The 24,185-nt window shown below is 68.9% G+C and carries 20 protein-coding genes and 1 tRNA gene; 6 read left to right on the top strand and 15 right to left on the bottom strand.

Features of this window, described 5'->3' with window-relative positions:
- Positions 1-6: 6 nt before the first annotated feature.
- Complete coding sequence (locus tag OED52_RS01730; protein ID WP_413247699.1) at positions 7-1,026, top strand: ArsA family ATPase; 1,020 nt, start codon at positions 7-9, stop codon at positions 1,024-1,026.
- On the top strand, positions 1,023-2,153 hold the full coding sequence (locus OED52_RS01725) for an ArsA family ATPase (RefSeq protein WP_264152994.1): 1,131 nt from the start codon (positions 1,023-1,025) through the stop codon (positions 2,151-2,153). The genes OED52_RS01730 and OED52_RS01725 overlap by 4 nt, the downstream gene beginning before the upstream one ends.
- 130 nt (positions 2,154-2,283) lie before the next feature.
- On the opposite strand, the gene OED52_RS01720 is transcribed toward OED52_RS01725, so the two are convergent.
- Positions 2,284-2,613 carry a WhiB family transcriptional regulator gene (locus OED52_RS01720; RefSeq protein ID WP_318841900.1) on the bottom strand — a complete coding sequence of 110 codons (330 nt, stop codon included), beginning with the start codon at positions 2,611-2,613 and terminating at the stop codon, positions 2,284-2,286.
- A 291-nt stretch (positions 2,614-2,904) separates the two neighbouring features.
- Here OED52_RS01720 and OED52_RS01715 point away from each other — a divergent pair, with 291 nt between their 5' ends.
- A complete protein-coding gene (locus tag OED52_RS01715; protein ID WP_318841923.1) occupies positions 2,905-5,298 on the top strand; it encodes a penicillin-binding protein in 2,394 nt (797 codons plus the stop codon).
- 160 nt (positions 5,299-5,458) lie between these two features.
- On the opposite strand, the gene OED52_RS01710 is transcribed toward OED52_RS01715, so the two are convergent.
- Positions 5,459-5,935 carry a GatB/YqeY domain-containing protein gene (locus tag OED52_RS01710; protein WP_264152991.1) on the bottom strand — a complete coding sequence of 159 codons (477 nt, stop codon included), beginning with the start codon at positions 5,933-5,935 and terminating at the stop codon, positions 5,459-5,461.
- A 67-nt stretch (positions 5,936-6,002) separates the two neighbouring features.
- Here OED52_RS01710 and OED52_RS01705 point away from each other — a divergent pair, with 67 nt between their 5' ends.
- Both OED52_RS01705 and OED52_RS01700 read left to right on the top strand, forming a co-directional pair.
- Entirely contained in the window at positions 6,003-6,956 is a 954-nt protein-coding gene (locus tag OED52_RS01705) for a metallophosphoesterase (RefSeq protein ID WP_264152990.1), read from the top strand.
- 54 nt (positions 6,957-7,010) lie between these two features.
- Positions 7,011-7,084, top strand: a tRNA-Pro gene (locus tag OED52_RS01700).
- Between the two features lie 71 nt (positions 7,085-7,155).
- Here the strand turns inward: OED52_RS01700 and OED52_RS01695 are convergent.
- From OED52_RS01695 to OED52_RS01670, 6 genes are all read right to left on the bottom strand, one after another.
- Positions 7,156-8,625, bottom strand: coding sequence for an amino acid permease (locus tag OED52_RS01695; protein WP_264152989.1), 1,470 nt, complete (start codon positions 8,623-8,625; stop codon positions 7,156-7,158).
- 123 nt (positions 8,626-8,748) lie between these two features.
- Entirely contained in the window at positions 8,749-10,497 is a 1,749-nt protein-coding gene (locus OED52_RS01690; RefSeq protein WP_264152988.1) for a cholesterol oxidase substrate-binding domain-containing protein, read from the bottom strand.
- Positions 10,498-10,591: 94 nt separating this feature from the next.
- Positions 10,592-11,425 (bottom strand): metal-dependent hydrolase, encoded by an 834-nt coding sequence (locus tag OED52_RS01685; RefSeq protein ID WP_264152987.1) that lies wholly within the window; start codon positions 11,423-11,425, stop codon positions 10,592-10,594.
- 328 nt (positions 11,426-11,753) lie between these two features.
- Positions 11,754-13,214 (bottom strand): catalase, encoded by a 1,461-nt coding sequence (locus OED52_RS01680; RefSeq protein WP_264152986.1) that lies wholly within the window; start codon positions 13,212-13,214, stop codon positions 11,754-11,756.
- A 94-nt stretch (positions 13,215-13,308) separates the two neighbouring features.
- Positions 13,309-13,743: a Fur family transcriptional regulator gene (locus OED52_RS01675; RefSeq protein ID WP_264152985.1), complete on the bottom strand. Its 435-nt coding sequence runs from the start codon at positions 13,741-13,743 to the stop codon at positions 13,309-13,311.
- A gap of 89 nt (positions 13,744-13,832) precedes the next feature.
- Positions 13,833-14,699, bottom strand: a complete 867-nt coding sequence (locus tag OED52_RS01670) for an SDR family NAD(P)-dependent oxidoreductase (protein WP_264152984.1) — start codon at positions 14,697-14,699, stop codon at positions 13,833-13,835.
- Positions 14,700-14,884: 185 nt separating this feature from the next.
- On the opposite strand from OED52_RS01670, the gene OED52_RS01665 reads away from it, so the two are divergent.
- Positions 14,885-15,754 (top strand): helix-turn-helix transcriptional regulator, encoded by an 870-nt coding sequence (locus tag OED52_RS01665; RefSeq protein ID WP_264152983.1) that lies wholly within the window; start codon positions 14,885-14,887, stop codon positions 15,752-15,754.
- Positions 15,755-15,758: 4 nt separating this feature from the next.
- On the opposite strand, the gene OED52_RS01660 is transcribed toward OED52_RS01665, so the two are convergent.
- The 7 genes from OED52_RS01660 to OED52_RS01630 all read right to left on the bottom strand — a co-directional run bounded on the left by OED52_RS01660 (position 15,759) and on the right by OED52_RS01630 (position 23,937).
- Positions 15,759-16,385, bottom strand: coding sequence for an acetoacetate decarboxylase family protein (locus tag OED52_RS01660; protein ID WP_264154547.1), 627 nt, complete (start codon positions 16,383-16,385; stop codon positions 15,759-15,761).
- Entirely contained in the window at positions 16,378-18,090 is a 1,713-nt protein-coding gene (locus OED52_RS01655) for an FAD-dependent oxidoreductase (protein WP_264152982.1), read from the bottom strand. The genes OED52_RS01660 and OED52_RS01655 overlap by 8 nt, the downstream gene beginning before the upstream one ends.
- Complete coding sequence (locus tag OED52_RS01650; RefSeq protein ID WP_264152981.1) at positions 18,087-19,592, bottom strand: flavin-containing monooxygenase; 1,506 nt, start codon at positions 19,590-19,592, stop codon at positions 18,087-18,089. The genes OED52_RS01655 and OED52_RS01650 overlap by 4 nt, the downstream gene beginning before the upstream one ends.
- Entirely contained in the window at positions 19,589-20,167 is a 579-nt protein-coding gene (locus OED52_RS01645; protein WP_264152980.1) for a TetR/AcrR family transcriptional regulator, read from the bottom strand. The genes OED52_RS01650 and OED52_RS01645 overlap by 4 nt, the downstream gene beginning before the upstream one ends.
- 140 nt (positions 20,168-20,307) lie before the next feature.
- A complete protein-coding gene (locus OED52_RS01640; protein WP_264152979.1) occupies positions 20,308-21,339 on the bottom strand; it encodes an aspartate-semialdehyde dehydrogenase in 1,032 nt (343 codons plus the stop codon).
- Between the two features lie 6 nt (positions 21,340-21,345).
- Positions 21,346-22,611: an aspartate kinase gene (locus OED52_RS01635; RefSeq protein WP_264152978.1), complete on the bottom strand. Its 1,266-nt coding sequence runs from the start codon at positions 22,609-22,611 to the stop codon at positions 21,346-21,348.
- 78 nt (positions 22,612-22,689) lie between these two features.
- Positions 22,690-23,937: a DUF4185 domain-containing protein gene (locus OED52_RS01630; RefSeq protein ID WP_264152977.1), complete on the bottom strand. Its 1,248-nt coding sequence runs from the start codon at positions 23,935-23,937 to the stop codon at positions 22,690-22,692.
- Positions 23,938-24,185 lie beyond the last annotated feature (248 nt).

The following is a 24,185-nucleotide window of genomic DNA, read 5'->3' as shown; positions in this document are numbered from 1 at the left end:
AGGCTCGTGCCCGTGGCATCTCCGACATCACATTCCGGCGAGTGGCCGGCCGGCGCCGCACAGGCGCGACTGCACTTCGTCTCCGGCAAGGGTGGGACCGGGAAATCCACTGTCGCCGCAGCCCTGGCCCTGGCGCTCGCCGCCGGCGGCCGCAAGGTACTGCTCGTCGAGACGGAGGGGCGGCAGGGCATCGCGCAACTGTTCGACGTGCCGTCGCTGCCCCCGGTCGAGACGAAGATCGCCACCGCCGAGGGCGGGGGCGTCGTGTCGGCGCTCGCGATCGACATCGAGACGGCCTTCCTCGAATACCTCGACATGTTCTACAACCTCGGTTTCGCGGGGCGCGCGATGCGGCGGATCGGGGCCATCGAGTTCGTCACCACGCTCGCGCCGGGTCTGCGCGACGTGATCCTCACCGGCAAGATCAAGGAGACGGTGGTGCGCACCGACAAGTCCGGCGCGCCCGTCTACGACGCGGTGGTGGTCGACTCGCCGCCCACCGGCCGCATCGGGAGCTTCCTCGACGTCACCAAGGCGATGGCCGATCTCGCCAAGTCGGGCCCGATCCGCTCGCAGAGCGAGGGTGTGGTGCGGCTGCTGCACTCCGACCAGACCGTGGTGCATCTGGTGACGCTGCTCGAGGCGCTGCCGGTGCAGGAGACCGCCGACGCGGTCGAGGAACTGCAGGCCGCCGATCTGAGGCTCGGCACGGTGATCGTGAACAAGACCGTCCCCGAGCACCTGCCCGCCGAACTCGTCGACGAGGCCGCGGCCGGGCGCATCGACGGTCCCCCGATCCGCGCGACCTTCGAGCGGGTGGGGCTGAAGCTCTCCGACGACGACTTCGCCGGCCTGCTCACCCAGACCGTGGAGCACGCCTCGGTTCTCCAGGCGCAGCAGGTGAGCGCCGCCCAACTCGACGATGTGAAGGTGGCACGTATGTCCTTGCCGTCGCTCGCCGACGGCGTCGATCTCGGTGGCCTGTACGAGCTCGCCGAGGCACTCGCAGAGCAGGGAGTCCGATGAGCACGCAGACCCGGCGCGAACTCGACGTGGCGCGCATCCTCGACGACCGGTCGTCCCGGGTGATCGTGTGCTGCGGTTCCGGTGGCGTGGGCAAGACGACGACCGCGGCGTCGCTGGCGTTGCGGGCGGCCGAGCGGGGCCGCAACGTCGTGGTGCTGACGATCGACCCGGCGCGGCGGCTCGCGCAGGCTCTCGGCGTGGAGACCCTCGACAACTCGCCGCAGAAGGTGGAGCTCGGTCCCGAGGCGAAGGGCGAGCTGCACGCGATGATGCTCAACATGCGCCGGACCTTCGACGACATGGTGCTCGAGCACTCGACGCCGGAGAAGGCCCAGCAGATCCTGGAGAACCCCTTCTACCAGACGGTGGCGTCGTCGTTCTCCGGCACGCAGGAGTACATGGCGATGGAGAAGCTCGGTCAGCTCGCGCAGAGCGACGAGTGGGATCTGATCGTCGTCGACACCCCACCGTCCCGGAACGCCCTGGATTTCCTCGACGCCCCGCAGCGCCTCGGCGCCTTTCTCGACGGCCGGATGATCCGCATCTTCACGGCCCCCGGGCGTGGCTTCGGCCGGCTCGTGACCGGTGCGATGGGGCTCGCACTGAAGGCGGTCTCGACCATTGTGGGCAGCCAGATGCTGTCGGACGCCTCGGCGTTCGTGCAGTCGCTGGACTCGATGTTCGGTGGGTTCCGTGAACGCGCCAACCGCACCTACCGGCTGCTGCAGCAGCCCGGTACCCACTTCGTGGTGGTCGCGGCCCCCGAGCCCGATGCTCTGCGCGAGGCGTCGTTCTTCGTCGAGCGTCTCGGCGAGGACCGGATGCCGTTGTCGGGGCTGGTGCTCAACCGGACGCATCCGACCCTGTCGTCGCTGCCCGCGGATCACGCCCTCACCGCCGCCGATCAGCTCGCGGACGAGGACGGCCTCGACGCGAGAACCGCCGAGGCCGTGCTGCGTATCCATGCCCATCGGGCGGTGACCGCCAAGCGGGAGCTGCGGTTGCTGCGCAACTTCACCGCAGCGCACCCGACCGTTCCCGTGGTGGGAGTGCCGTCCCTGCCGTTCGAGGTCTCGGACCTCGAGGCGCTCCGGGCCGTGGGCGAGCAATTGACCCGCGAGGCCTGACGGTCTCGCGGGTCCGGGTTCCGCGGTCGGTGTGGCGACGCCGTTCCGATGACCGGGCGGCGGCGCCGCCGTTCAACCCCCTGCGTGGTGTGCCGTCGTCACCCCCTGACGACCACACCGTCGTGGTGGATCAGACCGCGTTCTGGTGCTGGTGCTGTCGCTGGGCCTTGAAGAAGTCGGCCCAGGACTCGACCTCCGGGTGCTGCTTGAGGAGGGCACGACGCTGCCGTTCCGTCATGCCTCCCCACACACCGAACTCGACACGATTGTCCAGAGCGTCTGCACCGCATTCGAGCATCACCGGGCAGTGCCGGCAGATGACCGCTGCCTTGCGCTGCGCGGCGCCGCGTACGAACAGTTCATCGGGATCGACTTCGCGGCAGCGGGCCTTGGAGACCCACGCGATACGAGCTTCGGCCTGGTCGAAGTCGAGTCGGGTCGTCGGGGTGGTCATGTGCATTCAGTTCCCCTTTACTTTCCGAACGCCGGTTCGCGGTGTTCGAGGTCGCGCCGTCCGTGTGCCCGCAGCCGACGCAACCTGCCCGTCAAGGTGTTATCTGCATCACACTGATGTCTCAATCTAGGTAAACTGATGCCCACGCGCAAGACGAACGAAACCTTTTCTGGTACGTACGTACAAAGCCGCACGTCGGAGGCGTTTTTTCGATAAGGCCCCGACGACGCCCGCTCCCTGGAAACATCCGATCGCCGCCTCTCCACGTACTGTGTAGGCGTGTCGATCCGAAGAACGGTGGCGAAGCTCGCAGGTTGCACGGCCCTCGGCGGCGTTCTCGTAGCAGGGATGCTCTTCCCTGCCGCAGGCGGATTCGGGTACGTCTCGAACCGCGCCGCGGACACGGTGGACAACAGTTCCGCCGAACTCGTGGAAGGCGTCGTCCCCGCCGTGACCACCATGGTCGACAGGGACGGCAACCCGATCGCGTGGCTGTACGAGCAGCGCCGCTTCGAGGTGCCCAGCGACCAGATCTCCAACGAGATGAAACTCGCGATCGTCTCCATCGAGGACAAACGCTTCCCCGAGCACCGCGGTGTCGACTGGCAGGGCACCATGCGCGCCTTCCTGACCAACACCACGAGCGGGCAGGTCGAGCAGGGCGCCTCCACGATCGACCAGCAGTACGTGAAGAACTACCTGCTGCACGTCATCGCGAAGACCGACGCCGAGCGGCGCGCCGCGATCGAGACCACCCCAGCCCGCAAGATCCGCGAGATCCGGATGGCGCTCACCCTCGACGAGCAGCTCACCAAGGACGAGATCCTCACCCGCTATCTGAACCTCGTCCCCTTCGGCAACGGCTCGTTCGGCATCCAGGACGCCGCCCAGACCTACTTCGGCATCGACGCCAAGGACCTGAACATCCCGCAGGCGGCGATGCTCGCCGGCATGGTGCAGTCCAGCTCGGCGCTGAACCCCTACACCAATCCCGACGGGGTGCTCGAGCGCCGCAACACCGTGCTCGACACCATGATCGAGAACATCCCCGAACGCGCCGACGAGATCCGCGCCGCGAAGGAACTGCCGCTCGGGGTGCTGCCGGAGCCCAACACGCTGCCGCGCGGCTGCATCGCCGCCGGCAACCGCGGTTACTTCTGCGAGTACGCGCTGCAGTACCTCGAGAACTCGGGACTGTCCCGCGAGCAGATCGACAAGGGCGGCTACCTGATCCGCACCACCCTCGACCCCGAGGTGCAGGACTCGGTCAAGGCCTCGCTCGACCAGTACACCAGCCCCACCGTCGACGACGTGGCCACGGTCATGAACGTCATCGAGCCAGGACAGGACTCGCACAAGGTCCTCGCGATGGGGTCGAGCCGCACCTTCGGCCTCGACGCCGAGGCCAAGGAGACCGTCCAGCCGCAGCCCTACTCGCTCGCCGGCCACGGCGCCGGGTCGATCTTCAAGATCTTCACGGTCGCGGCCGCGATGGAGAAGGGCCTCGGCACCTCGGCGGTGCTCGACGTGCCCTCCCGGTACAACGCACTCGGGCTCGGTGACGGCGGTGCCCGCGGCTGCCCGGCCAACTACTACTGCGTCGAGAACGCGGGTCCCTATCCGGCACAGCTGTCGGTGTCCGACGCTCTCGCCCAGTCGCCCAACACCGCGTTCGTGAAGCTCATCGAGGCCACCGGCGTCGACGCGGCCGTCGACATGTCGGTGCGGCTCGGCCTGCGCTCGTACCTGCAGCCGCGCACCTCCGGTTTCGGTGACCAGTCGATGGCGGACATGCAGAAGGACCAGCACCTCGGCTCCTACACGCTCGGCCCGACCTGGGTGAACGCCCTCGAACTGTCGAACGTCGCGGCGACCCTCGCCTCGCACGGCAAGTGGTGCCCGCCGTCGCCGATCGAGGGGGTCTTCGACCGGGAGGGCAAGCCCGTCCCGATCACCCAGCAGGCCTGCGAGCAGGTCGTCGAGCCCGGTCTCGCCGACACCCTGGCCGTGGCGATGAGCAAGGACACCGCGGCCGGCGGTACCGCCTCCGGCGCCGCGGGGATGACGGGCTGGAACCTGCCGGTCGCGGCGAAGACCGGTACCACCGAGTCGCACATGTCGTCGGCGTTCCTGGGCTTCACGAACCGCTACGCCGGTGTCGTCTACACCTACGGCGACTCCCCCACGCCCGGCGAGATCTGCTCGGGTCCGGTGCGCCCCTGCTACAACGGCAACCTCTACGGCGGCACCGAACCCGCCCGGACGTGGTTCTCGGCGTTGCTGCCCGTGGCCACCAAGTTCGGTCCGGTGGAGCTGCCCGCCCCCGACGAGCGCTACGTCCGCGGCGCCGGCAACGCCCAGGTGCCCGACGTGACCGGCCTGTCGAAGGACCGCGCGATCCAGCGTCTCCGCGACGCCGGTTTCGAGGTCTCCGAGGCCACCGTCGCCCGGGAGGAGCGCGCCGGCACGGTGACCGGCACGTCCCCCACCGGTTCGGCCGTGCCCGGCTCGACGGTGACGATCTTCATCAGCGACGGTTCGGTGCGCGCCGCGCCCACGACCAGCGCGACCCCGGCGCGTCCGCGCGACCGGGAGGTGCCCGACACGACCCGCCGCCCGACGCCGTCGCCGACCCCGGCCGAGGAACCGGAGCAGAGTGAGTCGCAGACGCCGTCCGACGGGGACAACTGACCCCTCACGACCGCATCGGGAGTGCGGTTCTCGTCGCCCCCACCCCCGGGGAACGACGGGAACCGCACTCCCGATCGCCCGTTCTACGGGCGCGAACGCACCGCCCGTTCTACGGGCGCGAACGCACCGCCCGTTCTACGGGCGCGCGCGCACCGCCGTTCTACAGGCGCGAGCGCACCGCCGACGACAGCCGTTTGCCGTCCGCCTTGCCCGCGGCGATCTGCGTCGCCACCTTCATCACCCGGCCCATGTCCTTCGGGCCCGGCCGCGCCCCGAGTTCCTCGGCGACCTGCGCGATCGCCGAGTCCACGACGTCGACGAGTTCGGCGTCGGTGAGTGGTGTGGGCAGGTACTCGTCGATGATCCGGGCCTCGGCGTGTTCCTTCGCGGCGAGTTCCCCGCGGCCGTTCTCGGTGTAGATCTCGGCGGCCTCACCGCGCTTCTTCGACTCCCGCGCGAGGACCTTCAGCACCTCGTCGTCGGAGAGTTCGCGGGCCTCCTTGCCTGCGACCTCCTCCTTCTGGATGGAGGCGAGCAGCATGCGGAGCGTCTCGACGCGGAGCGTGTCCTTGTCCTTCATCGCCGCCGTCAGATCGGTTCGCAGCCGGGATTTGACCGAGGGTGTGGTATCCGTCATGCGTGTAGACGCTACGCGGGAGCCGCGAAGCCCGTGCGCGGACGACACACGGCGGTACGCTGGAGAAGTGCCTGACCTGACTGCAATTCGCCGCGCAGCCCTCGGTGTCGCCGGGGCCTCGGTTCTCGGACTCGGCTACGCCACGCTGATCGAGCGGAACGCGTTCACACTCCGCGAGGTGACCGTTCCGGTGCTGGCTCCCGGCGCCTCCACGGTTCGGGTCCTCCACATCAGCGATCTGCACATGACGCCCGGCCAGAAGCTCAAGCAGAACTGGCTGCGCGAACTGGACGCGCTCGAGCCGGATCTCGTCGTCAACACCGGCGACAACCTGTCGCACCCCAAGGCGGTGCCCGCCGTCGTCCAGGCACTCGGTGGTCTGCTCGCCCGTCCCGGCCTGTTCGTCTTCGGCAGCAACGACTACTTCGCGCCGGTGCTGAAGAACCCGCTGGCCTACTTCGACCGCGACCACGAGCGCGTCTACGGTCCTCCGTTGCCCTGGGGCGACCTGCGGGCGGCGTTCACCGAGCGCGGCTGGCAGGACATGACGCACGTGCGCCGCACCGTCGAGGTCGGTGGGGTGCGCATCGCGGTGGGCGGTGTCGACGATCCACACCTCGACCGCGACCGTTACGAGACCATCGCCGGTCCCGCCGATCCGTCGGCCGATCTGCGTCTGGGTCTGACCCACTCCCCCGAGCCGCGCGTGCTCGACCGTTTCGCGGCGGACGGCTACGACCTCGTGCTGGCCGGCCACACGCACGGGGGGCAGCTGTGCCTGCCGTTCGTCGGGGCGCTGGTGACCAACTGCGGTATCGACCGGTCGCGGGTGAAGGGTGCCTCCAAGTGGGGCTCGCACATGCGGCTGCACGTGTCCGCGGGCATCGGCACGTCGCCGTTCGCTCCGGCCCGGTTCTTCTGCCGCCCGGAGGCCACCCTGCTGACCCTCGTTCCGGCCTCGCGTGACAATGCGCAGCAGGATGCCGGAAGCACCGCGGAAAGCGCCGGTTCACGCCGCTGACCAGGCGATTTAACCTTCCCCGTTTTCGTGCTGTAAGCTATCCGAGGTTCAACACGGGGTGTGGCGCAGCTTGGTAGCGCGCTTCGTTCGGGACGAAGAGGTCGTGGGTTCGAATCCCGCCACCCCGACAGCGGAAACCCGCTCTGACCTGCGGAAGCAGGACGGAGCGGGTTTTTCCGTTCCTGCGCACCCACCCTCTTCACGGCGACCGCGCCAGAACCGAGTGGTTCCGGCTGTAGGCGAAGTAGACGACGAGCCCGAGGAGCATCCACACGACGAACCGCAGCCACGTCTCGACGGACAGGTTCACCATCAACCACAGGCAGGCGGCCACCGAGAGGATCGGCACGAACGGCACCAGCGGCACCCGGAAACCGCGCTCGAGGTCGGGGCGGCTCCGGCGCAGCACGATCACCCCGCTCGAGACGAGGACGAACGCGAACAACGTGCCGATGTTGACCATCTCCTCGAGGGTGCCGAGCGAGACGAAGCCCGCCAGGACGGCGACGACGACGGTCACGAGCACGGTCGTGCGCACCGGCGTCCCGCGCCGGCCCGTGCGGGAGAGCCTGCGCGGGATCAGACCGTCGCGCGCCATCGCGAACAGCACACGCGTCTGCCCCAGCATCAGCACCATCACGACGGTGGTCAGACCCGCGAGGGCGCCGATCGCGATGAGGTTCTTCGCCCAGCCCATCCCGTTGAGGGCGAACGCCGTCGCCAGGTTCGACTCGTCGCCCTCGAGTTCCGTGTAGCTCACCATCCCCGTGAGCACGAGGCTGACGGCCACATACAGCACCGTCACGATCGCGAGGGAGCCGAGGATGCCGATCGGCACCGCCTTCTGCGGATTGCGGGTCTCTTCGGCGGTGGTCGCGACCACGTCGAAGCCGATGAAGGCGAAGAACACCAGGCTCGCGGCGGCGAGGAGTCCGTACCAGCCGAAGGTGCTGCCACCGGCGCCGGTGAGGTACGAGAACAGCGACTGGTGCAGACCTTCACCGGTGTCCCCGGGCTGCGAGGGAGGGATGTAGGGCGAATAGTTCTCCGTCCGGATGTAGAAGGCACCCAGCGCGACGACGAACAGCACCACGGCGATCTTGATGGACGTGATGACCAGCGACACCCGGGACGACAGTTTCGTGCCGGTCGCGAGCAGCACCCCGATGGCCAGGACGATCAGCACCGAGCCCCAGTCGACCTTCGCGGATCCGATCATGAAAGTCGAAGGGACACCCATGACTTCGCCCAGATAGAGCGACCAGCCCTTCGCGACCACCGCGGAGGCCAACGCGAATTCGAGGATCAGGTCCCAGCCGATGATCCACGCCACGAACTCGCCGAAGGTCGCGAACGAGTAGGTGTAGGCGCTACCCGCGACCGGGACCGTCGACGCGAACTCCGCGTAACAGAGGGCCGCGAGGGCACACGCGATCGCCGCGAAGACGAACGCCAGCGACACCGACGGTCCTGCGACGTTGCCGGCGGTGCGGGCGGTGAGGGTGAAGATGCCGGCGCCGATGACGACCGCGACACCGAACACGATAAGGTCCCACGCGGTGAGGTCCTGGCGCAGTCTGGAGTCCGGTTCGTCGGTGTCGCGGATAGACTGTTCCACCGACTTCGCGCGGAAGAGTCCGCCGCTGCGGGCATCATCGGTGCGAGCCATGTCGACTCCTCCCGCCGAGGCCCACCCGACGGGTACGCCTTCGCCGCACGCGCTCGCCCGGGCGCTTCCGGGATCACACGTCGTGAATCGACGATACTCCCGTGGCCCGGGCGAGCCCCTCGGTCAGGGGAACAGACGGTCGAGGAAGGCGTTGCTGAACACCCGGTGCGGGTCGTACTTCTCGAACGCCGCCACGGCCGCGTCCCAGCCTTCGTTCGCGCCGAGGCCGGTGCGGTACATCGCCGGCACGGTCTGCCCGAGGAAACCCGGATCGCGGTAGCCGCCCTGGTCGTCGAACGCCCAGCCCTTCGACCATTCGGAACGGAAGGTGGCGTAGTCGCCCGAGTAGTGGGCGGCCATCCACTGTTCCATCTCCCGGAAGAAGGCGGGCATCCCGGCGGTGCCGGGGATGGAGACGACGTTCAGCCAGATGGCGGTGTCCCAGTCGGGGCGGTCCGGGCGCGGCCGCACCGCGGACAGGTTCGGTACGCCGGCGGCGTCGACGAGCACCTCGTCGGCGTCGTCGACGCGGCACAGGCGCACCTCGAACGGCATGTTCACCGGGTACTGCCCGAGCGACGCGTAGTGGGTCATGCGTTCGTTCAGCCAGGTGGTGAACTCGTGGATGACGCGGGCGATGTTGTCGCGGCGGGTGACCACGACACCGCCGCCGGCGACCACGCGCAGGGTCGCGGCGCGGAGGTAGAACAGCAGGTCCTTGGACCAGCCCCACAGGTCGTGGGTGCCGGTCGCGGCGAGACCGGCGGCGACGGCACCGAACTGGGAGGCACCGAACGCCGGGGTGACGGCCTGGGCACCGCTGGCGACCTGGGCCAGCAGGTCGGTGAGCGGTTCGGGGAGGCTGTCGGAGAAGAAGTAGTTGTAGGGCCCGGCGACCTCGCGGGACTCGGCGGGCTTCTCGGGTGCGACCGACCAGATCTTCAGCCAGGGGGTCTCGGTGAAGGGGAACCAGATCGCCTCGACGCGGCCGTGTTCCTCGACGAACCGTTCGAAGGTGCGGCCGGGGGCGCCGGGCGGGGCGAACAGTTCGCGCCACGGGATGTCGGTGAAGCTCTGGCAGCGCAGCCGGTAGTTGGCGCCGGCCTGCAGGGTCACGGAGGTGACGAAGGTGCGACCGAGGTGCGCGAGCAGGGGTCCGATCTCGGGGTCGGAGCGGCGGAACTCGCGCAGTTCGTATTCGCCCTTCTCGGGATTCCACACGACGGCGGTGAGCGCGAGGACGAGGTTCGACAGCGACCCGAACGACTGGCCGGGGATCGCCTTCTCCCCCGCCGCGGGATAGGTGGCGCCGTGGGCGCCGATGGACAGGGCGCCGGCGATGGAGATGTCGCCGATCGCCGGGGAGTTCGCCCACCCGAGCCCGTGGGCCTCGAGAGCGGTGAGGATGGCCTCGATGCTCGCGCCTCCCCCGGCCGTCACCCGTGCGGGTGAGGCGGCGGCGTCGACGGCAACGCCGTTGAGGTGCGACATGGTGTCGATGAGCACCACGCGGGCGACGTCCTGGCCGGCCTCGAGGGTGAGGGGGCTCCAGCTGTGCATCGAGCCGCGCGGGCGGATCCGGTAGCCGTTGCGGTGGGCCCAGTTGGCGAGGCGCACGACGTCGTCGGCGTTGCGGGCGGTGGCGGTCCACACCGCGTCGAAACGGATGGTCTTCGCCCAGTTGACGAACTGCTGCTGGGAGAGCGGGATGTCGGCGGGGAAGTCCGGCGGGGCGGGGATGGTGGCCGCGGGGTCGCCGAGGGGGACGGCACCGGCGAGGGACCATCCGGTCCCGGCGAGAACTGCGGCGCCTGCTGCTGCTCCGAACAGACCACGACGGCTGAGGGTGGGGCCTGAAGCACGATCGCTCACGAGGGCGCGCTCCGTTTCTGTAGGGCGGGCACGGATCGAAGAAAAAATAGAACAAGTTCCTGCTTCGGGCCAGTACCCGTACCGTTCCGCAGGACTACCGCTGCGGAACGGATCCCTGCCAGAACGACAACCCGGACGCCTCCAGGGTGCCCAGGATGTGTTCGGGTGCGCCGTCGATGGACCAGATCCCCATCGCGACCGCGGCGACGGTGAGTGCCGGGCCGAGGACGGCCACCTCGAACGGCCCACCGGCCCGGATCGACAGCGCGTCGGGCAGCTTGATCTCCCACCACCGCTGTCCGCGCCACGGGACGAAGGGGGCCAGGAAGGGGATACCCTCCTTGGTCACGGCGTCACCCAGGCAGTGGGTGACGCATCCCAGCGCCACCGCGACCCCCAGACCCGTCGACGCGACCTCGCTGGGGAACCAGGTCCACGACAGGATCGAGAGTGCCGCCGCGCAGAGGGTGACGACCACCCAGCCGCGTTTCTTCGCCCACGAACCGAACAGGCCGCGCAGGGCGAGACCCAGGGTGAGGAACAGGATGCCGATGATCGCTTCCCTGCCGAAGCGCGCGACGAGCGCGGAGACACCCACCCCGAGCAGCGCGGCGAACAGTGCGGTGTGCGTCATGGTGCGGTGCCCGCCGCGGCGCTTGCGGTCGCGGCTGCCCTTGGTGAGCGAGTAGTAGCCGGTGGACACCGCGTCGATTCCGTTGGCCAGGGTCTGGCTGACGGGCCCGAAGGAGCGGGCGACGGTCGACTGCGCCGTGTCGAGGTCCGGCAGCAGCGCCGCCCCCGAGCACACGGCCGCGAACGCGAAGGTCTCGGCGGTGGAGGCCGGCGCACCCCAGTCGGGGGGCAGCAGATCGGCGACGATGAGGCCCACCAATGCCCCGGATACCGCATGGGTAGGACCCATCACCATGTCGGACAACACCTTTCGATGAGCGAGCGCGGCCCGGCCCGTCGGCGGTTCCGTCGGCCCGGAACTCCAACCTAACAACCGCAACCGACACACCCGTCACACGCATGTTCGAACAGCCGGTATGTTCCGGCGACGGCGACGGGGCCACCCACCTCGCCGGTGGATGACCCCGCTTCGTGTGCCGAATCCGTCCCCTCCGAGGAAGATGGAGTCGTAGGAGTCGGGTGGAGGGAGAGCGACATGGACACCACCACGTTGATCGTGCTGGCGTTGGCGGCCCTGATCTACTGGTGGGGTCTCCTCTGACCGCCGCTCCCCCGGCGCCGGGTCATGCTCCCGCCCGCACGCCCGCCTCGATCCGCTTGCCGAGCTCCTCGTCGACGTTGCGCCAGTACGCGAAGATCCGCTCGTACAGGGCCTCGGAGGTACCACCGAGGATGTGGCCGACGATGTTGTTCACCAGGCGTTCCCGCGCCGCGTCGTCCAGCACCTCGCGGACCAGGGTGCCCGCCTGACCGAAGTCGTCGTCCTCCGGATGCTGCACGTATCCGGCACGCACGGCCTCGGTGCCGAAGTCCCACAGTCCGTCGTCGCCGGCGCGCTGCGGATCGGCGTGCGGTCCGCCGAAGCTGTTCGGCGCGTAGACGGGGGTCTCCGGGTCGTTGAAGGAGTAGGCCATGTTGCCCTCCTTGCTGTAGGAGTCGACCCGGGCGGCCTTCGCGGAGTTGACCGGCAGCTGGGCGTGGTTGACCCCGATGCGGTAGCGGTGGGCGTCGGCGTAGGCGAACACGCGGCCGAGCAGCATCTTGTCGGGCGAGAACCCGATGCCCGGCACGACGTTCGACGGCGCGAACGCGGCCTGCTCGATCTCCGCGAAGAAGTTGCGCGGGTTGCGGTTCAGGGTCATGGTGCCCACCTTGATCAGCGGGTAGTCCTTCTGCGACCACACCTTGGTCAGGTCGAAGGGGTTGAACCGGTAGGTCTCCGCCTCCGCGACCGGCATGATCTGCACGTGCAGCGTCCAGCTCGGGAACTCGCCGCACTCGATCGCCTGGTAGAGGTCGGCGCGATGGAAGTCGGGAGCGGAGCCGGCCAGGCGGTCGGCCTCGGCCTGGGTGAGGAACTCGATGCCCTGGTCGGTCTTGAAGTGGTACTTCACCCAGAAGCGCTCACCTGCGGCGTTGATCCACTGGTAGGTGTGCGAGCCGAAGCCGTCCATGTGCCGCCAGGTGCGGGGGATGCCGCGGTCGCCCATCAGCCAGGTCACCTGGTGTGCGGTCTCGGGACGCAGGGTCCAGAAGTCCCACTGCATGGTGTGGTCGCGCAGGCCGGAGCCGGGCAGGCGCTTCTGCGAGTGGATGAAGTCGGGGAACTTGATGGGGTCCTTGATGAAGAAGATCGGGGTGTTGTTGCCGACGAGGTCGTAGTTGCCCTCCTCGGTGTAGAACTTCAGGGCGAATCCGCGCGGGTCACGCCAGGTGTCGGGGCTGCCCTGCTCACCGGCGACGGTGGAGAAGCGGGCCAGCATCTCGGTGCGCGCGCCGGGCTGGAACAGCGTGGCCTTGGTGTAGGCGGAGACATCCTCGGTGACGACGAACTCGCCGAACGCACCGCCGCCCTTGGCGTGCACGACACGCTCGGGCACCCGCTCGCGGTTGAAGTGCGCCAGCTTCTCCACCAGGTAGTGGTCGTGCAGCAGGATGGGGCCCTGGGTGCCCGCGGTCAGCGACTCGTCGTCGCTCGCGACCGGGATGCCGACGTGGTTGGTGGTGTAACGGGTGTTCGTCATGGTTGACCTCCGAATGCGCGTGTTCCGGGTCCCGGGACACGAGTCGGCCGCCCGTGCCCCTGTCGGGTGCACGGGTGACGGGTGAGAGTGGTGGCTAGTTCTCGCGACAGGCGGGGCACAGGCCCCAGAAGGTGACCTCCGCTTCGTCGATGACGAAGCCGTGGTCCTCGGACGGGGTGAGGCAGGGGGCGGCACCGACCACGCAGTCGATGTCGACGACCTCGCCGCAGTTGCGGCACACGAGGTGGTGGTGATTGTCGCCGATGCGGGTCTCGTACCGGGCGGGGGATCCCGCCGGTTCGATCCGGCGGAGGAGTCCACTCCCCACGCAGGCCTTGAGCACGTCGTAGACGGCCTGCGTCGATACCGACCCGAGCTCATCGCGTACGTGCGCGGCGATCCGGTCGGCGTCCGAATGCGGGTGTTCGGCAACGGTTCTCAGTACGGCAACGCGGGGAGCAGTCACCCGCAGCCCCACGGAGCGCAGGAGCTCCTTGGGTTCGAAGCGATGCTCGTGTCCTTGTTGCATGCCTCCAGTATGCCCCTTTTCTGGAACCAGTCAAGAAAAGGGGCGGTGCGCTCCCCGTCACACCGCCCCTCGTCACCTGCCGGCGACCCTCACCCCCGCGCCGGGGCGGGTTCGACGATGTCGGTGTCCGCCAGCACGCGAGAGGCCTCCACGTCGGCCCGGAGAGCCTCGAGATGCGCCTCGGCGAACGAGACGGAGTCGGACCCGAGGAACTGGTGCAGCGGAGCGCTCCCGGAGTCGACGACCGCGAGGATCGCCTCCGCGACCTTCCCCGGGTCCCCGAGCTGGGTGCCGTGCATCCCCTGATGCGCCTGCGTCGTCCCCCGCACCTCCGGATAGTCGTCGATCGTCGAATCCGGAAGGGCAAGAGAGCGTTCCGTCAGGAAGTCGGTGCGCACGTAGCCCGGTTCGATCAGGTTCACCCGGATCCCGAGATCGGCGACCTCGGCGGCGAGCGCCTCGGTCAGGGCCTCGAGCGCGTACTTGCCGGCGCTGTACAGCCCCCACCCCGCGAAGGTGGTGCGCCCCAGGATGGAGGAGACGTTGACGATGTGACCGCGCCGGTTCGCCCGGAACACCGGTAGCGCCGCCCGCAGCACGTTGAGGACCGCGAAGACCTGCACGTCGAACATGGCGCGGGCATCGGCGTCGACGATCTCCTCGACCGCCGAGAGGTAGCCGTAACCGGCGTTGTCGACGACGACGTCGAGGCCCCCGAAGCGGCGCCTCGTCTCCGCCACGGCCGCGGTGACCTGCTCCTGATCGGTCAGGTCGACCTCGAGTGGCAGGAGGTTTCCGGTGTCGGTCCCGTCGAGGGCGGTGAGCAGCCGGTCGACCGACCGGGTGGTGGCCGCGACGGCGTCACCGCGCCGCAGGAGCCGGGAGACCAGTTCCAGGCCGATGCCCCGGGAGGCGCCGGTGACGAACCAGATTGTGGTTGTGGAATTCTCGGACACGATGGTTCCTTTCGGAGCGACCGGGCGGAGCGGTTCCGCCGCGGTGACTCCAGAGTCCCGCCGGATCACCACCCGTGGGGACGCATATCCGGCCCTGTCCGTCCCGGGTCCCCGCAACCTGGGCCCCTGCAACCTGGGACTGCGAGGGCCAGGCACATCCGTGCCGCCGGAGGGACAATCGACGGGTGGAACCCTCCCGGAACCGTGAACTCGCGGACTTCCTGCGCCGCGCCCGCGCCGCGCGCGATCCCGACGCGGCGGGACTCCCCCTCGACGGGCGTATCCGCCGGGTCCGTGGGCTCCGGCGCGAGGAGGTCGCGCTGCTGGCCGGGGTGTCGACCGACTACTACACCCGCCTCGAGCAGGGGCGCCGCATCGTCCCGTCCCGCCAGGTCCTCGACGCGATCGCGCGCGCCCTCGGTCTCGACGAGGCCGGTCGCCGGCATCTCGACGATCTGATCGGCGCTGCGACCCGGCCGGCCCGCAGCAGCCGCGGCGCGGTGCAGCGGGTTCGGCCGGGCCTGTACCAGCTGCTCGACACCCTCGAATCCCATCCCGCCCTGATCCTCGGACGCCGCACCGACGTGCTCGCCTCGAATCGGATGGCCCGCGCACTGTTCTCCGATTTCGACGCCATGCCGCCGCGGGAACGCAACTACGCGCGGTGGATGCTGCTGAGCCCGGAGGCCCGGGAGTTGTTCGTGGACTGGGAGGACCAGGCGCGGACCGCGGTGGAGAGCCTGCGCCTCGAGGTGGGCACGACCCCGGACGATCCTCTCGCCCAGCAACTCGTCGGCGAACTGTCCCTGGCAAGCAGCGAATTCCGCCGCTGGTGGGCCGAACACCAGGTCCACCAGCGGACCCACGGTTCCAAGCGCCTCCACCACCCCGTCGTCGGGGAGCTCACCGTCGACTTCGAATCGCTCACCCTGCCCGGCGACCGGAACCAGACCTTGTTCGTCTACACCACCGCGCCCGACTCGTCGTCGCGGGACGCGATGAACCTGCTGGCCGCGTGGGCGCAACCGGCGCCGTCCCGCGGCGACTCTCGCTGAGGGCCTATCCGACGATCTTCGACGGGCCTGTCGCCATCCGCCCCGACGTGATGACCAGACCGTGGTGGGTACCCGGCCGCAGCCAGCGGCTCAGCGTCGGGCCCTCCGCGTCGACGGTCACCCGCGCGTAGCGGCACCAGCCCTTCAGCCGCGCCGACGCCCGTTCCACCGCACCGGAGGGGGTCGGCTGCGCGAAGGTCAGCCCGCCGACGATCGGCAGTTCCGGGCCCTTCGGTGCCGCGGAGGTGTGGACCTTCCACCGGGCCCCGGTCGCCGAGAAGTCGCCGAGCACGTCGCCGTCGAAGTCGGCGAGCACCTTGGGCAGCTTCCAGTGCTGACGTCCGCCGTGCACCGACGGCTCGGAGTCGACGGCGATGAACGGCACCGCCATGGCCGGTATCGGACCCCTGCGCAGCACCGGACTCGCGAGCACCTCCCGATAGGGTCCGACCGGTGAGTCGAGGTAGTCGACCATCATCGCCAGGGTGATCGGCAGCGTGGGTCCGCTCGGACCGTACTGCGCGGCCTCCGGGGTGCTGCGGTGCCACCACAGGGTGGCCCGCACCGTGGCGGGCCAGGGCGGCGGCGGGGAGACCGGCCAGTCGGTGCGGTCGTCCTCGCTCTCAGGCACTGTCCAGAGCACGCTGGCCCTCCTTCCGGACGGGGGTGAGGGGCAGGCGCAGCGCGGCCGGAGCGTCGGCCGGCACGATCGGCCGCACGGGCCGGACCGGCGTCACGGGTTCGTAGGACGACCCGAGCGGCGGCCGGTTGTCCTTCTCCCCCTTGTTCGGCCACAGCGCCAGGGCGCGCTCGGCCTGCGCCGCGATGGTCAGCGACGGATTGACACCGAGATTGGCGCTCACCGCCGAACCGTCCACGACGTGCAGCCCCTCGTGGCCGTAGACCCGCAGGTAGGGGTCGACGACGCCGGTGCGCGGGGAGTCGCCGATCGCGCACCCGCCGAGGAAGTGCGCGGTCATCGGGATGTTGAACAGGTCGGCGATCGAACCGCCGGCGTCGCCGTCGATCTTGTCGGCGACCCGCCGGACCGCCTCGTGCCCCACCGGGATCCACTCGGGCGGCGGCGTGCCGGGGCCCTGCTTGCTGGTGAGACCGCGGCCGAACGGCGTCCGGCGGGTGGCCAGTTCGAGGGAGTTGTCGTCGGTCTGCATGACGAGTGCGATGACGGTGCGTTCCGACCAGTTCCGCACCGACAGCGACCGCAGGAAGGCCCCGGGGTTCTTCGCGGCGACGCCGAAGAACTTCAGCAGTCGCGGCATCCGCGTCCCGCCGTCCACGAGCAGTGCCTGCAGCAGGCCGATCAGGTTGCTGCCCTTGCCGTATCGCACGGGTTCGATGTGGGTGTGGTCGTCGGGATGGAACGACGAGGTGATCGCCACGCCCTGTGTGTAGTCGACGACGCGGTCCTGCGCGGTCGCGGCGAGGACGGCCTCGGAGTTGGTGCGCACCACGGTGCCGAGACGCGGCGACAGGTTCGGCAGGTCGCCGGTCTCCTTGCTCGCCAGCAGCAGTCGCGCGGTGCCGTAGGTGCCGGCCGCCACGACCACCTGGTCCGCGGTGTAGACCTTGCGCCGCTTGCGGATTCCGTTGGTGCTGCGGGTGTGCACCTCGTAGCCGCCGCCGGGGCGGGGCACGACGCGGGTCACGGTGGTCAGCGGATGGATCCGCGCACCGGCCTTCTCCGCCAGGTACAGATAGTTTTTCACCAGGGTGTTCTTCGCGCCCACCCGGCAACCGGTCATGCAGCTGCCGCACTCGGTGCAGCCGGTGCGCTCCGGGCCGACACCGCCGAAGAACGGGTCGGACACGGTCTTTCCGGGCTCGTCGAAGAACACACCGACGGGGGTGGTCGTGAAGGTGTCGCCGACTCCCATCTCCTCGGCGACCTGACGCATCACCTCGTCGGCCGGGGTGACGGTGGGGTTGGGCCGCACACCGAGCATCCGCGCCGCCTGGTCGTAGTACGGCGTGAGTTCGGCCTCCCAGTCGGTGATGTGGCCCCACTGCGGGTCGCGGAAGAAGGGGGTGGGCGGCTTGTAGAGGGTGTTGGCGTAGTTCAGCGAACCACCGCCCACCCCGGCGCCGGCCATGACGAGGACGTTCGGCAGCAGGTGCATGCGCTGCACGCCGTAGCAGCCCAGCTGCGGGGCCCACAGGTACTTGCGCAGCCGCCAGCTGGTCTTGGGCAGATCGTCGTCCTCGAACCGGCGGCCCGCTTCGAGAACACCGACGCTGTAGCCCTTCTCGGTGGCGCGGAGGGCGGCGACACTGCCGCCGAACCCCGATCCGATGACGAGGACGTCGTAGTGGGTCATGCGTTCGCTCCTGCCGTCGCTCGGTGCTCCGTGTAGTTCTCCGCGTCGAACTGCTTGGTACGCGCCCGGTACTGCCAGGTGAAGGTCGGCCACATCACGGAGTTGCGGCCCTTCTGGTCGATGTACCAGCTGCTGCAACCGCCCTGGTTCCAGACGGTTTCGTTCAGCGCGGGATCCAGGTCGGCGTTGTAGCGGCTCACCGCGTCCTTGCGGACCTCCACGGCCTGCACGCCACGCCGGCGCATGGTGCGCAGCGCGTCGGCGATGTAGTTGGCCTGCGACTCGAGCATGTACACGATCGAGCTGTGGCCGAGATTGGTGTTGGGACCGTACATGAGGAACAGGTTCGGGAAGCCCGGCACGGTGATGCCGAGATAGGCCGCGGGGCTGCCGTCCCACGTCTCGGCCAGGGTCCGCCCGTCCGTTCCGCGGATATGGTGTGCGACAGGCGGTTCCGTGGGGGTGAATCCGGTGCCGAAGATGATCGCGTCGACCGCGTACTCGTTGCCCTTGTCGTCGACGACGCCGTTCTCGGTGACGGCGGTCAGACCCGAGGACACCACGGTCACGTTCGGCCGGGTGATGGCGGGGAACCAGTCGTTGGACAGCAGGATCCGCTTGCAGGTGATCGCGAAGTCCGGGGTGAGACGCTTGCGCAGCTCGGGATCGCGCACGTTCTTGCGCAGCACCTGGCGCGCCCGGACCTCGAACAGCGGCAGCAGGTACTTGCGGGCGAAGGGCTTCGTCATGCCGACGACGTAGATCTCCTTCTGCCCGTAGACCGCACCGCGCATGAGCTTCTGCGCGAGGGGGAACCGGCGGTAGAGCTTGCGCACCGGCTCGGCGATGACGTGGTCGTGCTTGGGCATCACCCACGAGGCGGTGCGCTGGAAGAGGGTGAGGTGCTCGACCCGGTCCACGATCGCGGGCACGAACTGGATGGCCGAGGCGCCGGTGCCGATCACGGCGACGCGCTTGCCGGTGAGGTCGTAGTCGTGGTCCCACTCGGCGGAGTGGAACTTCTTGCCGCGGAACAGCTCCAGCCCAGGCACCTTCGGGTAGGTGGGGGTCGACAGCGCACCGGTCGCGGAGACGAGCACGTCGGCGGTGAGGTCGCCGCGCGAGGTCGAGATCGACCACACGGAACGCTCCGGATCCCACTGGGCCTCACGCAGTTCGCATCCGAACATCGTCCGCTCGGTCACGCCCTGTTCGCGGGCGACGCGGCGCAGGTAGGCGTAGATCTCCTCCTGGGTGCCGTGCGCTCGCGACCAGTCGGGTTCGGGGGCGAAGGAGAACGAGTACAGCGCACTCGGCACGTCGCACGCGGCGCCCGGATAGTCGTTCACGCGCCAGGTTCCGCCGACGTCGTCCCCGCGTTCGATCACGAGGACGTCCGCACGGGGATTCTCGCGCAGCAGCGTCGCCACCATGCCGATGCCGCCGAAGCCGGCGCCGACGACGAGCGTGTGCACGTGATCGGGAAGCACTGCGAGACTCATTTCATCACCAACGCCTTCCAGACCGGGAGCAGGCGCTCCCGGAACTCTCGATCGGATTCCGGGGTGCGCATCAGGGCAGAGACGGCGAAGCCCCGTGCCAGTTCGATGCTGAGGTCGATGTGGTCGGGCGAGACCCGGTCGCCCATGATCTCCAGGCAGCCCGTCCGGAGGGCGTCGGAGACCTTGCGTTCCAGCGGGATCATGGCCTCGTGCAGCGACGGATCGGTCCGTGCCGCGACCCACAGTTCCAGTGCCGCGTGGAAGAGAGGGCCGGAGAACGCGTCCATGAGCGTGTCGAAGCCGTATTCGGGATCCGGACGGACCTCGAGGATCTCCTGCAGACGCTTGTCCACGAGGTGTTCGACGGCCGCGACGACGAGGCTCTCCTTCGTCGGGAAGTGGTGCAGCTGGGCGCCGCGGGAGACGCCGGCGCGCTTGGCGATGCCCTGCGTGCTGGTGCCGGCGTAACCGTGTTCGACGAGGGAGTCGATCGCCGCGTCGAGCAGCTTGGCCCGGGTGGCGGCCGTGCGTTGCGCCTGGGTGCGACTTCCGTTCGGCGCAGTGTCCTGGATCACGCTACGAATCGTAACGGCAAAACAACAAACAGTCCAGACTGATTGTAAGTTTTTTCGGAAAAGCCTCTACCAGCGAAAACGCGAGCGGGTGGACCACCCGAAGGTGATCCACCCGCTCGAAGAGGTGGTGCGGAGGGTTCCTAGACCAGCAGCTCCGCGATCTGGATCGTGTTGAGCGCGGCACCCTTGCGCAGGTTGTCGCCCGACACGAACAGGGCGAGGCCGCGGCCGTCCGGCACACCCGGATCCTGGCGGATGCGGCCCACCAGCGACACGTCGTCGCCGGCGGCGGCGAGCGGCGTCGGCACGTCGACGAGCTTGACGCCCGGCGCGTCGGCCAGCAGTTCCTTGGCGCGCTCCACCGACAGCGGGCGCTCGAACTCGGCGTTGATCGACAGCGAGTGCCCGGTCACGACAGGGACGCGCACACACGTGCCCGAGACGAGCAGGTCGGGGATGCCGAGGATCTTGCGCGACTCGTTGCGCAGCTTCTGGTCCTCGTCGGTCTCGCCCGTGCCGTCGTCGACCAGCGATCCGGCCAGCGGGACGACGTTGAAGGCGATCGGCGCGACGTACTTGTCCGGAGCCGGGAAGTCGACGGCGTCACCGGCGTGGACGAGCTTGTCGGCCTCGTCGGCGACGGCGCGCACCTGCCCCACGAGCTCCTGGACACCGGCCAGGCCGCTGCCGGAGACCGCCTGGTAGCTGGAGACGATGAGGCGACGCAGACCGGCCTCGTCGTGCAGCACCTTCAGCACCGGCATCGCGGCCATCGTGGTGCAGTTCGGGTTGGCGATGATGCCCTTGGGCGGGTTCTTGACCTCGTCCGGGTTCACCTCGCTCACGACGAGCGGGACCTCGGGGTCCTTGCGCCACGCCGACGAGTTGTCGACGACGATCGCGCCGGCCGCCGCGAAGCGCGGGGCCTGCTCCTTCGAGAGGGTGCCACCGGCCGAGAACAGCGCGATGTCGATGCCCTTCAGGTCCTCGTCCGAGGTCGCAGCGACGTCCTCGACGACGATCTCCTCACCGCGGAAGGGCAGCTTCTTGCCGGCCGAGCGGGCCGAGGCGAAGAACCGCACCTTGTCGGCGGGGAAGTTGCGCTGCTCGAGGAGGGTGCGCATGACGATGCCGACCTGACCGGTCGCACCGACGACTGCGAGAGTAGTCATGAGAAATTACCGTCCCGTTCCTGCGTGGACGACGGCCTCTTCCTCGCCACCGAGGTCGAAGGCGGCGTGGAGGGCACGCACGGCGTCGTCGAGTTCGGTGTCGTCGACGAGCACCGAGATGCGGATCTCCGAGGTGGAGATGAGGTCGATGTTGATGCCGGCGTCGGCGAGGGCCTCGCAGAACTTGGCCGTGACACCGGGGTGGCTCTTCATGCCGGCGCCGACGAGCGAGACCTTGCCGATGTGGTCGTCGAACAGCACCTGGGTGAAGCCGATGTCGCCCTGCTGCTTGGTGAGGAGCTCGACGGCGCGCGGGCCCTCGCTCTTCGGCAGGGTGAAGGTGATGTCGGTCTTGCCGGTCTCCACCTTCGAGATGTTCTGGAGCACCATGTCGATGTTGATCTCGGCGTCGGCGACGGCGCGGAACACCTTGGCGGCGTAGCCGGGGGTGTCCGGGATACCGACGACGGTGATCTTGGCTTCGCTGCGATCGTGCGCAACGCCGGTGATCAGGGCCTCTTCCACAGGGATGTCCTCCATCGATCCGGACACGATGGTGCCGGGCTTGGTGGTGTACGACGAACGAACGTGCACGGGCACGTTGTAGCGGCGGGCGTACTCCACGCACCGCAGCATGAGGACCTTCGCACCGCACGCGGCGAGCTCGAGCATCTCCTCGAAGGAGACCGTCTCGAGGCGCTGCGCGTCCTTGACGATGCGCGGGTCCGCGGTGAACACACCGTCGACGTCGGTGTAGATCTCGCAGACGTCCGCGTTCAGGGCGGCTGCGAGAGCGACGGCGGTCGTGTCCGAACCACCACGACCGAGGGTGGTGATGTCCTTGCTGTCCTGGCTCACGCCCTGGAAGCCCGCGACGAGCACGATGCTGCCCTCGTCGAGGGCGGCCCGCACGCGGCCCGGCGTGACGTCGATGATCTTCGCCTTGCCGTGGCTGCCGGTGGTGATCACACCGGCCTGCGAGCCGGTGAACGACCGGGCCTCGGCGCCGAGCGAGTGGATAGCCATCGCGACCAGCGCGTTCGAGATGCGCTCACCCGAGGTGAGGAGCATGTCCATCTCACGGGCCGGCGGTGCGGGGCACACCTGCTGGGCGAGATCGAGGAGCTCGTCGGTCGTATCCCCCATCGCCGAGACGACCACGACGACGTCGTTGCCCGCCTTCTTGGTCTCGACGATCCTTTCAGCGACGCGCCGGATCCGCTCGGCCGTCGCGACCGAGGATCCTCCGTACTTCTGGACGACGAGTGCCACGCTGGCCAACCTCCGGGTCTGGGGAAACAAGTCCAGAGGCCAAGCTTACCGATCGCGGCAGTTCGTGAAGAGGTCGCGTCAGGAAAGTGTCGTGCGCAACAGCATGACGTTGTAGTCACCCCAGCTCGATGCGGTGAAGTAGAGGTCGTTCCCGGACGACCAGGGATGGATGTAGGGGGCGTAGAGCCCGCCTATCTGCTGCGCCGTCACCAGCACCCTCGGCTCGCTCCACGGCCCCTCGGGCCGCTCCGCGGTCCGCATCTCGATACGGCCGAGCATCTCGTTGCCGTAGAGCACGACGAACTTCCCGCCCAGGTGGGCGACCGACATCTCCCCCACCGCCGCCGGCAGCACGGGCACCGCGGCGGAGGGATCGTCGGGCACCCACTCCTGTCCGTTCCAGTACTCGTAGGCCGCGAGATCGAGCAGCGCATCGGCCGGCACGCGGGACAGGTGGGCCGCACCGAAGCGGCCCTGGGGAGTGCCGAAGTCGTAGACGTACTCCTCGTGGCGGACGTAGGCGTGCTGCTGAAAATTCTCGTTGCCCTGCGACACCTGCCGCAGGCCGGGTACGTCGACGGGCAGGTTCAGCCGGACGGTGGACGGCTGGATCGTCCAGGTCTCACCGTTGTTCCCCGAGGTGGCGATCATCGAGGCGTTGGTCCACCACTCGCCGTGCTCGCCCCAGGCACGCACCGACATGAGATTGAGGTACTGGACGCCGTCGACGGCGATACCCGCGGTGGGGATGACGGTGACCTCGACGCCCTCGAGTCCGAGGCTGCCCACCAGCTCGCGGGAGAAGTCCGGGTCCTCGAGCAGGACCGGCGAACCCGCCCTCAGGTCGCCCGGCACCGGATCGGGCACGTCGATACCGTCCTCCAGGCCGGTGTCCGTGCTGCGCATGAGGACGTTGTGCCGCCACTGCTGACCGGGCACCGAACAGTTCCCGAAGGTGTCGCCGAAGGCCATGAGGAGCTGCCGGTCCTCGCCCTCACCACCGTTGTCCCACATGATCCCGAGGTCGGTGCCCGAGATGGTGAACCGCTCGTAGGTGTCGTTGATGCTGCGCGGGCCCGTCACCCAGGCCACGGTGCGGGTCGGGCCCGAATCGAGGGTCGGCAGTGGTCCCTGCGGCCCCTGGGCCGGCAGACCGCCGCTCGAGCCGCTGCCACCCGAACCCGATCCCAGGCTCCCGAGCGGACCGGAGCCGATGACCCCGGGGGAGCCGCAGGGCTCGGCCCCGGCAGTGGGAGCCGTCGCGACCAGGACGGCCAGGCCCAGGAGCACCGCACACGATCCGGCCAGACCCCTTCGCAACGTCATGGACGCACCTCTCCACCGCACAGTTGTGACAGATGTTTCTTTTGTTGCTGCAGTTACTCGAGCGACGCTAGGTGACCACCGGATCACGCGCGGGTCGAGGAGATATCGATCGGATCACGAACAGAACGGACGCCCGGTGAACTCGCGCAACGATCCGTTCCGATCGTTGCCGGAGAGATGTGCGAGATGCCACTTGGTCGACCCCCGGCACGGCGCGATACACTGCTGGACATGCAGCGCGCCCTTCT

The organism is Rhodococcus sp. Z13 (assembly GCF_025837095.1).
Classification (GTDB): Bacteria; Actinomycetota; Actinomycetes; order Mycobacteriales; family Mycobacteriaceae; genus Rhodococcus; species Rhodococcus sacchari.
The sequence above is the reverse complement of the archived record's forward strand: the minus strand, read 5'-3'. Positions and strand labels throughout refer to the sequence as shown.

What these genes read in the sequence shown, in the direction of transcription:
- OED52_RS01725 (WP_264152994.1), top strand. Translation starts at nt 1,023, where the DNA reads ATGAGCACGCAGACCCGGCGCGAACTCGACGTGGCGCGCATCCTCGAC.
- OED52_RS01720 (WP_318841900.1), bottom strand. Translation starts at nt 2,613, where the DNA reads ATGCACATGACCACCCCGACGACCCGACTCGACTTCGACCAGGCCGAA.
- OED52_RS01710 (WP_264152991.1), bottom strand. Translation starts at nt 5,935, where the DNA reads ATGACGGATACCACACCCTCGGTCAAATCCCGGCTGCGAACCGATCTG.
- OED52_RS01695 (WP_264152989.1), bottom strand. Translation starts at nt 8,625, where the DNA reads ATGGCTCGCACCGATGATGCCCGCAGCGGCGGACTCTTCCGCGCGAAG.
- OED52_RS01685 (WP_264152987.1), bottom strand. Translation starts at nt 11,425, where the DNA reads ATGGTGATGGGTCCTACCCATGCGGTATCCGGGGCATTGGTGGGCCTC.
- OED52_RS01680 (WP_264152986.1), bottom strand. Translation starts at nt 13,214, where the DNA reads ATGACGAACACCCGTTACACCACCAACCACGTCGGCATCCCGGTCGCG.
- OED52_RS01675 (WP_264152985.1), bottom strand. Translation starts at nt 13,743, where the DNA reads ATGCAACAAGGACACGAGCATCGCTTCGAACCCAAGGAGCTCCTGCGC.
- OED52_RS01655 (WP_264152982.1), bottom strand. Translation starts at nt 18,090, where the DNA reads ATGACCCACTACGACGTCCTCGTCATCGGATCGGGGTTCGGCGGCAGT.
- OED52_RS01650 (WP_264152981.1), bottom strand. Translation starts at nt 19,592, where the DNA reads ATGAGTCTCGCAGTGCTTCCCGATCACGTGCACACGCTCGTCGTCGGC.
- OED52_RS01640 (WP_264152979.1), bottom strand. Translation starts at nt 21,339, where the DNA reads ATGACTACTCTCGCAGTCGTCGGTGCGACCGGTCAGGTCGGCATCGTC.
- OED52_RS01630 (WP_264152977.1), bottom strand. Translation starts at nt 23,937, where the DNA reads ATGACGTTGCGAAGGGGTCTGGCCGGATCGTGTGCGGTGCTCCTGGGC.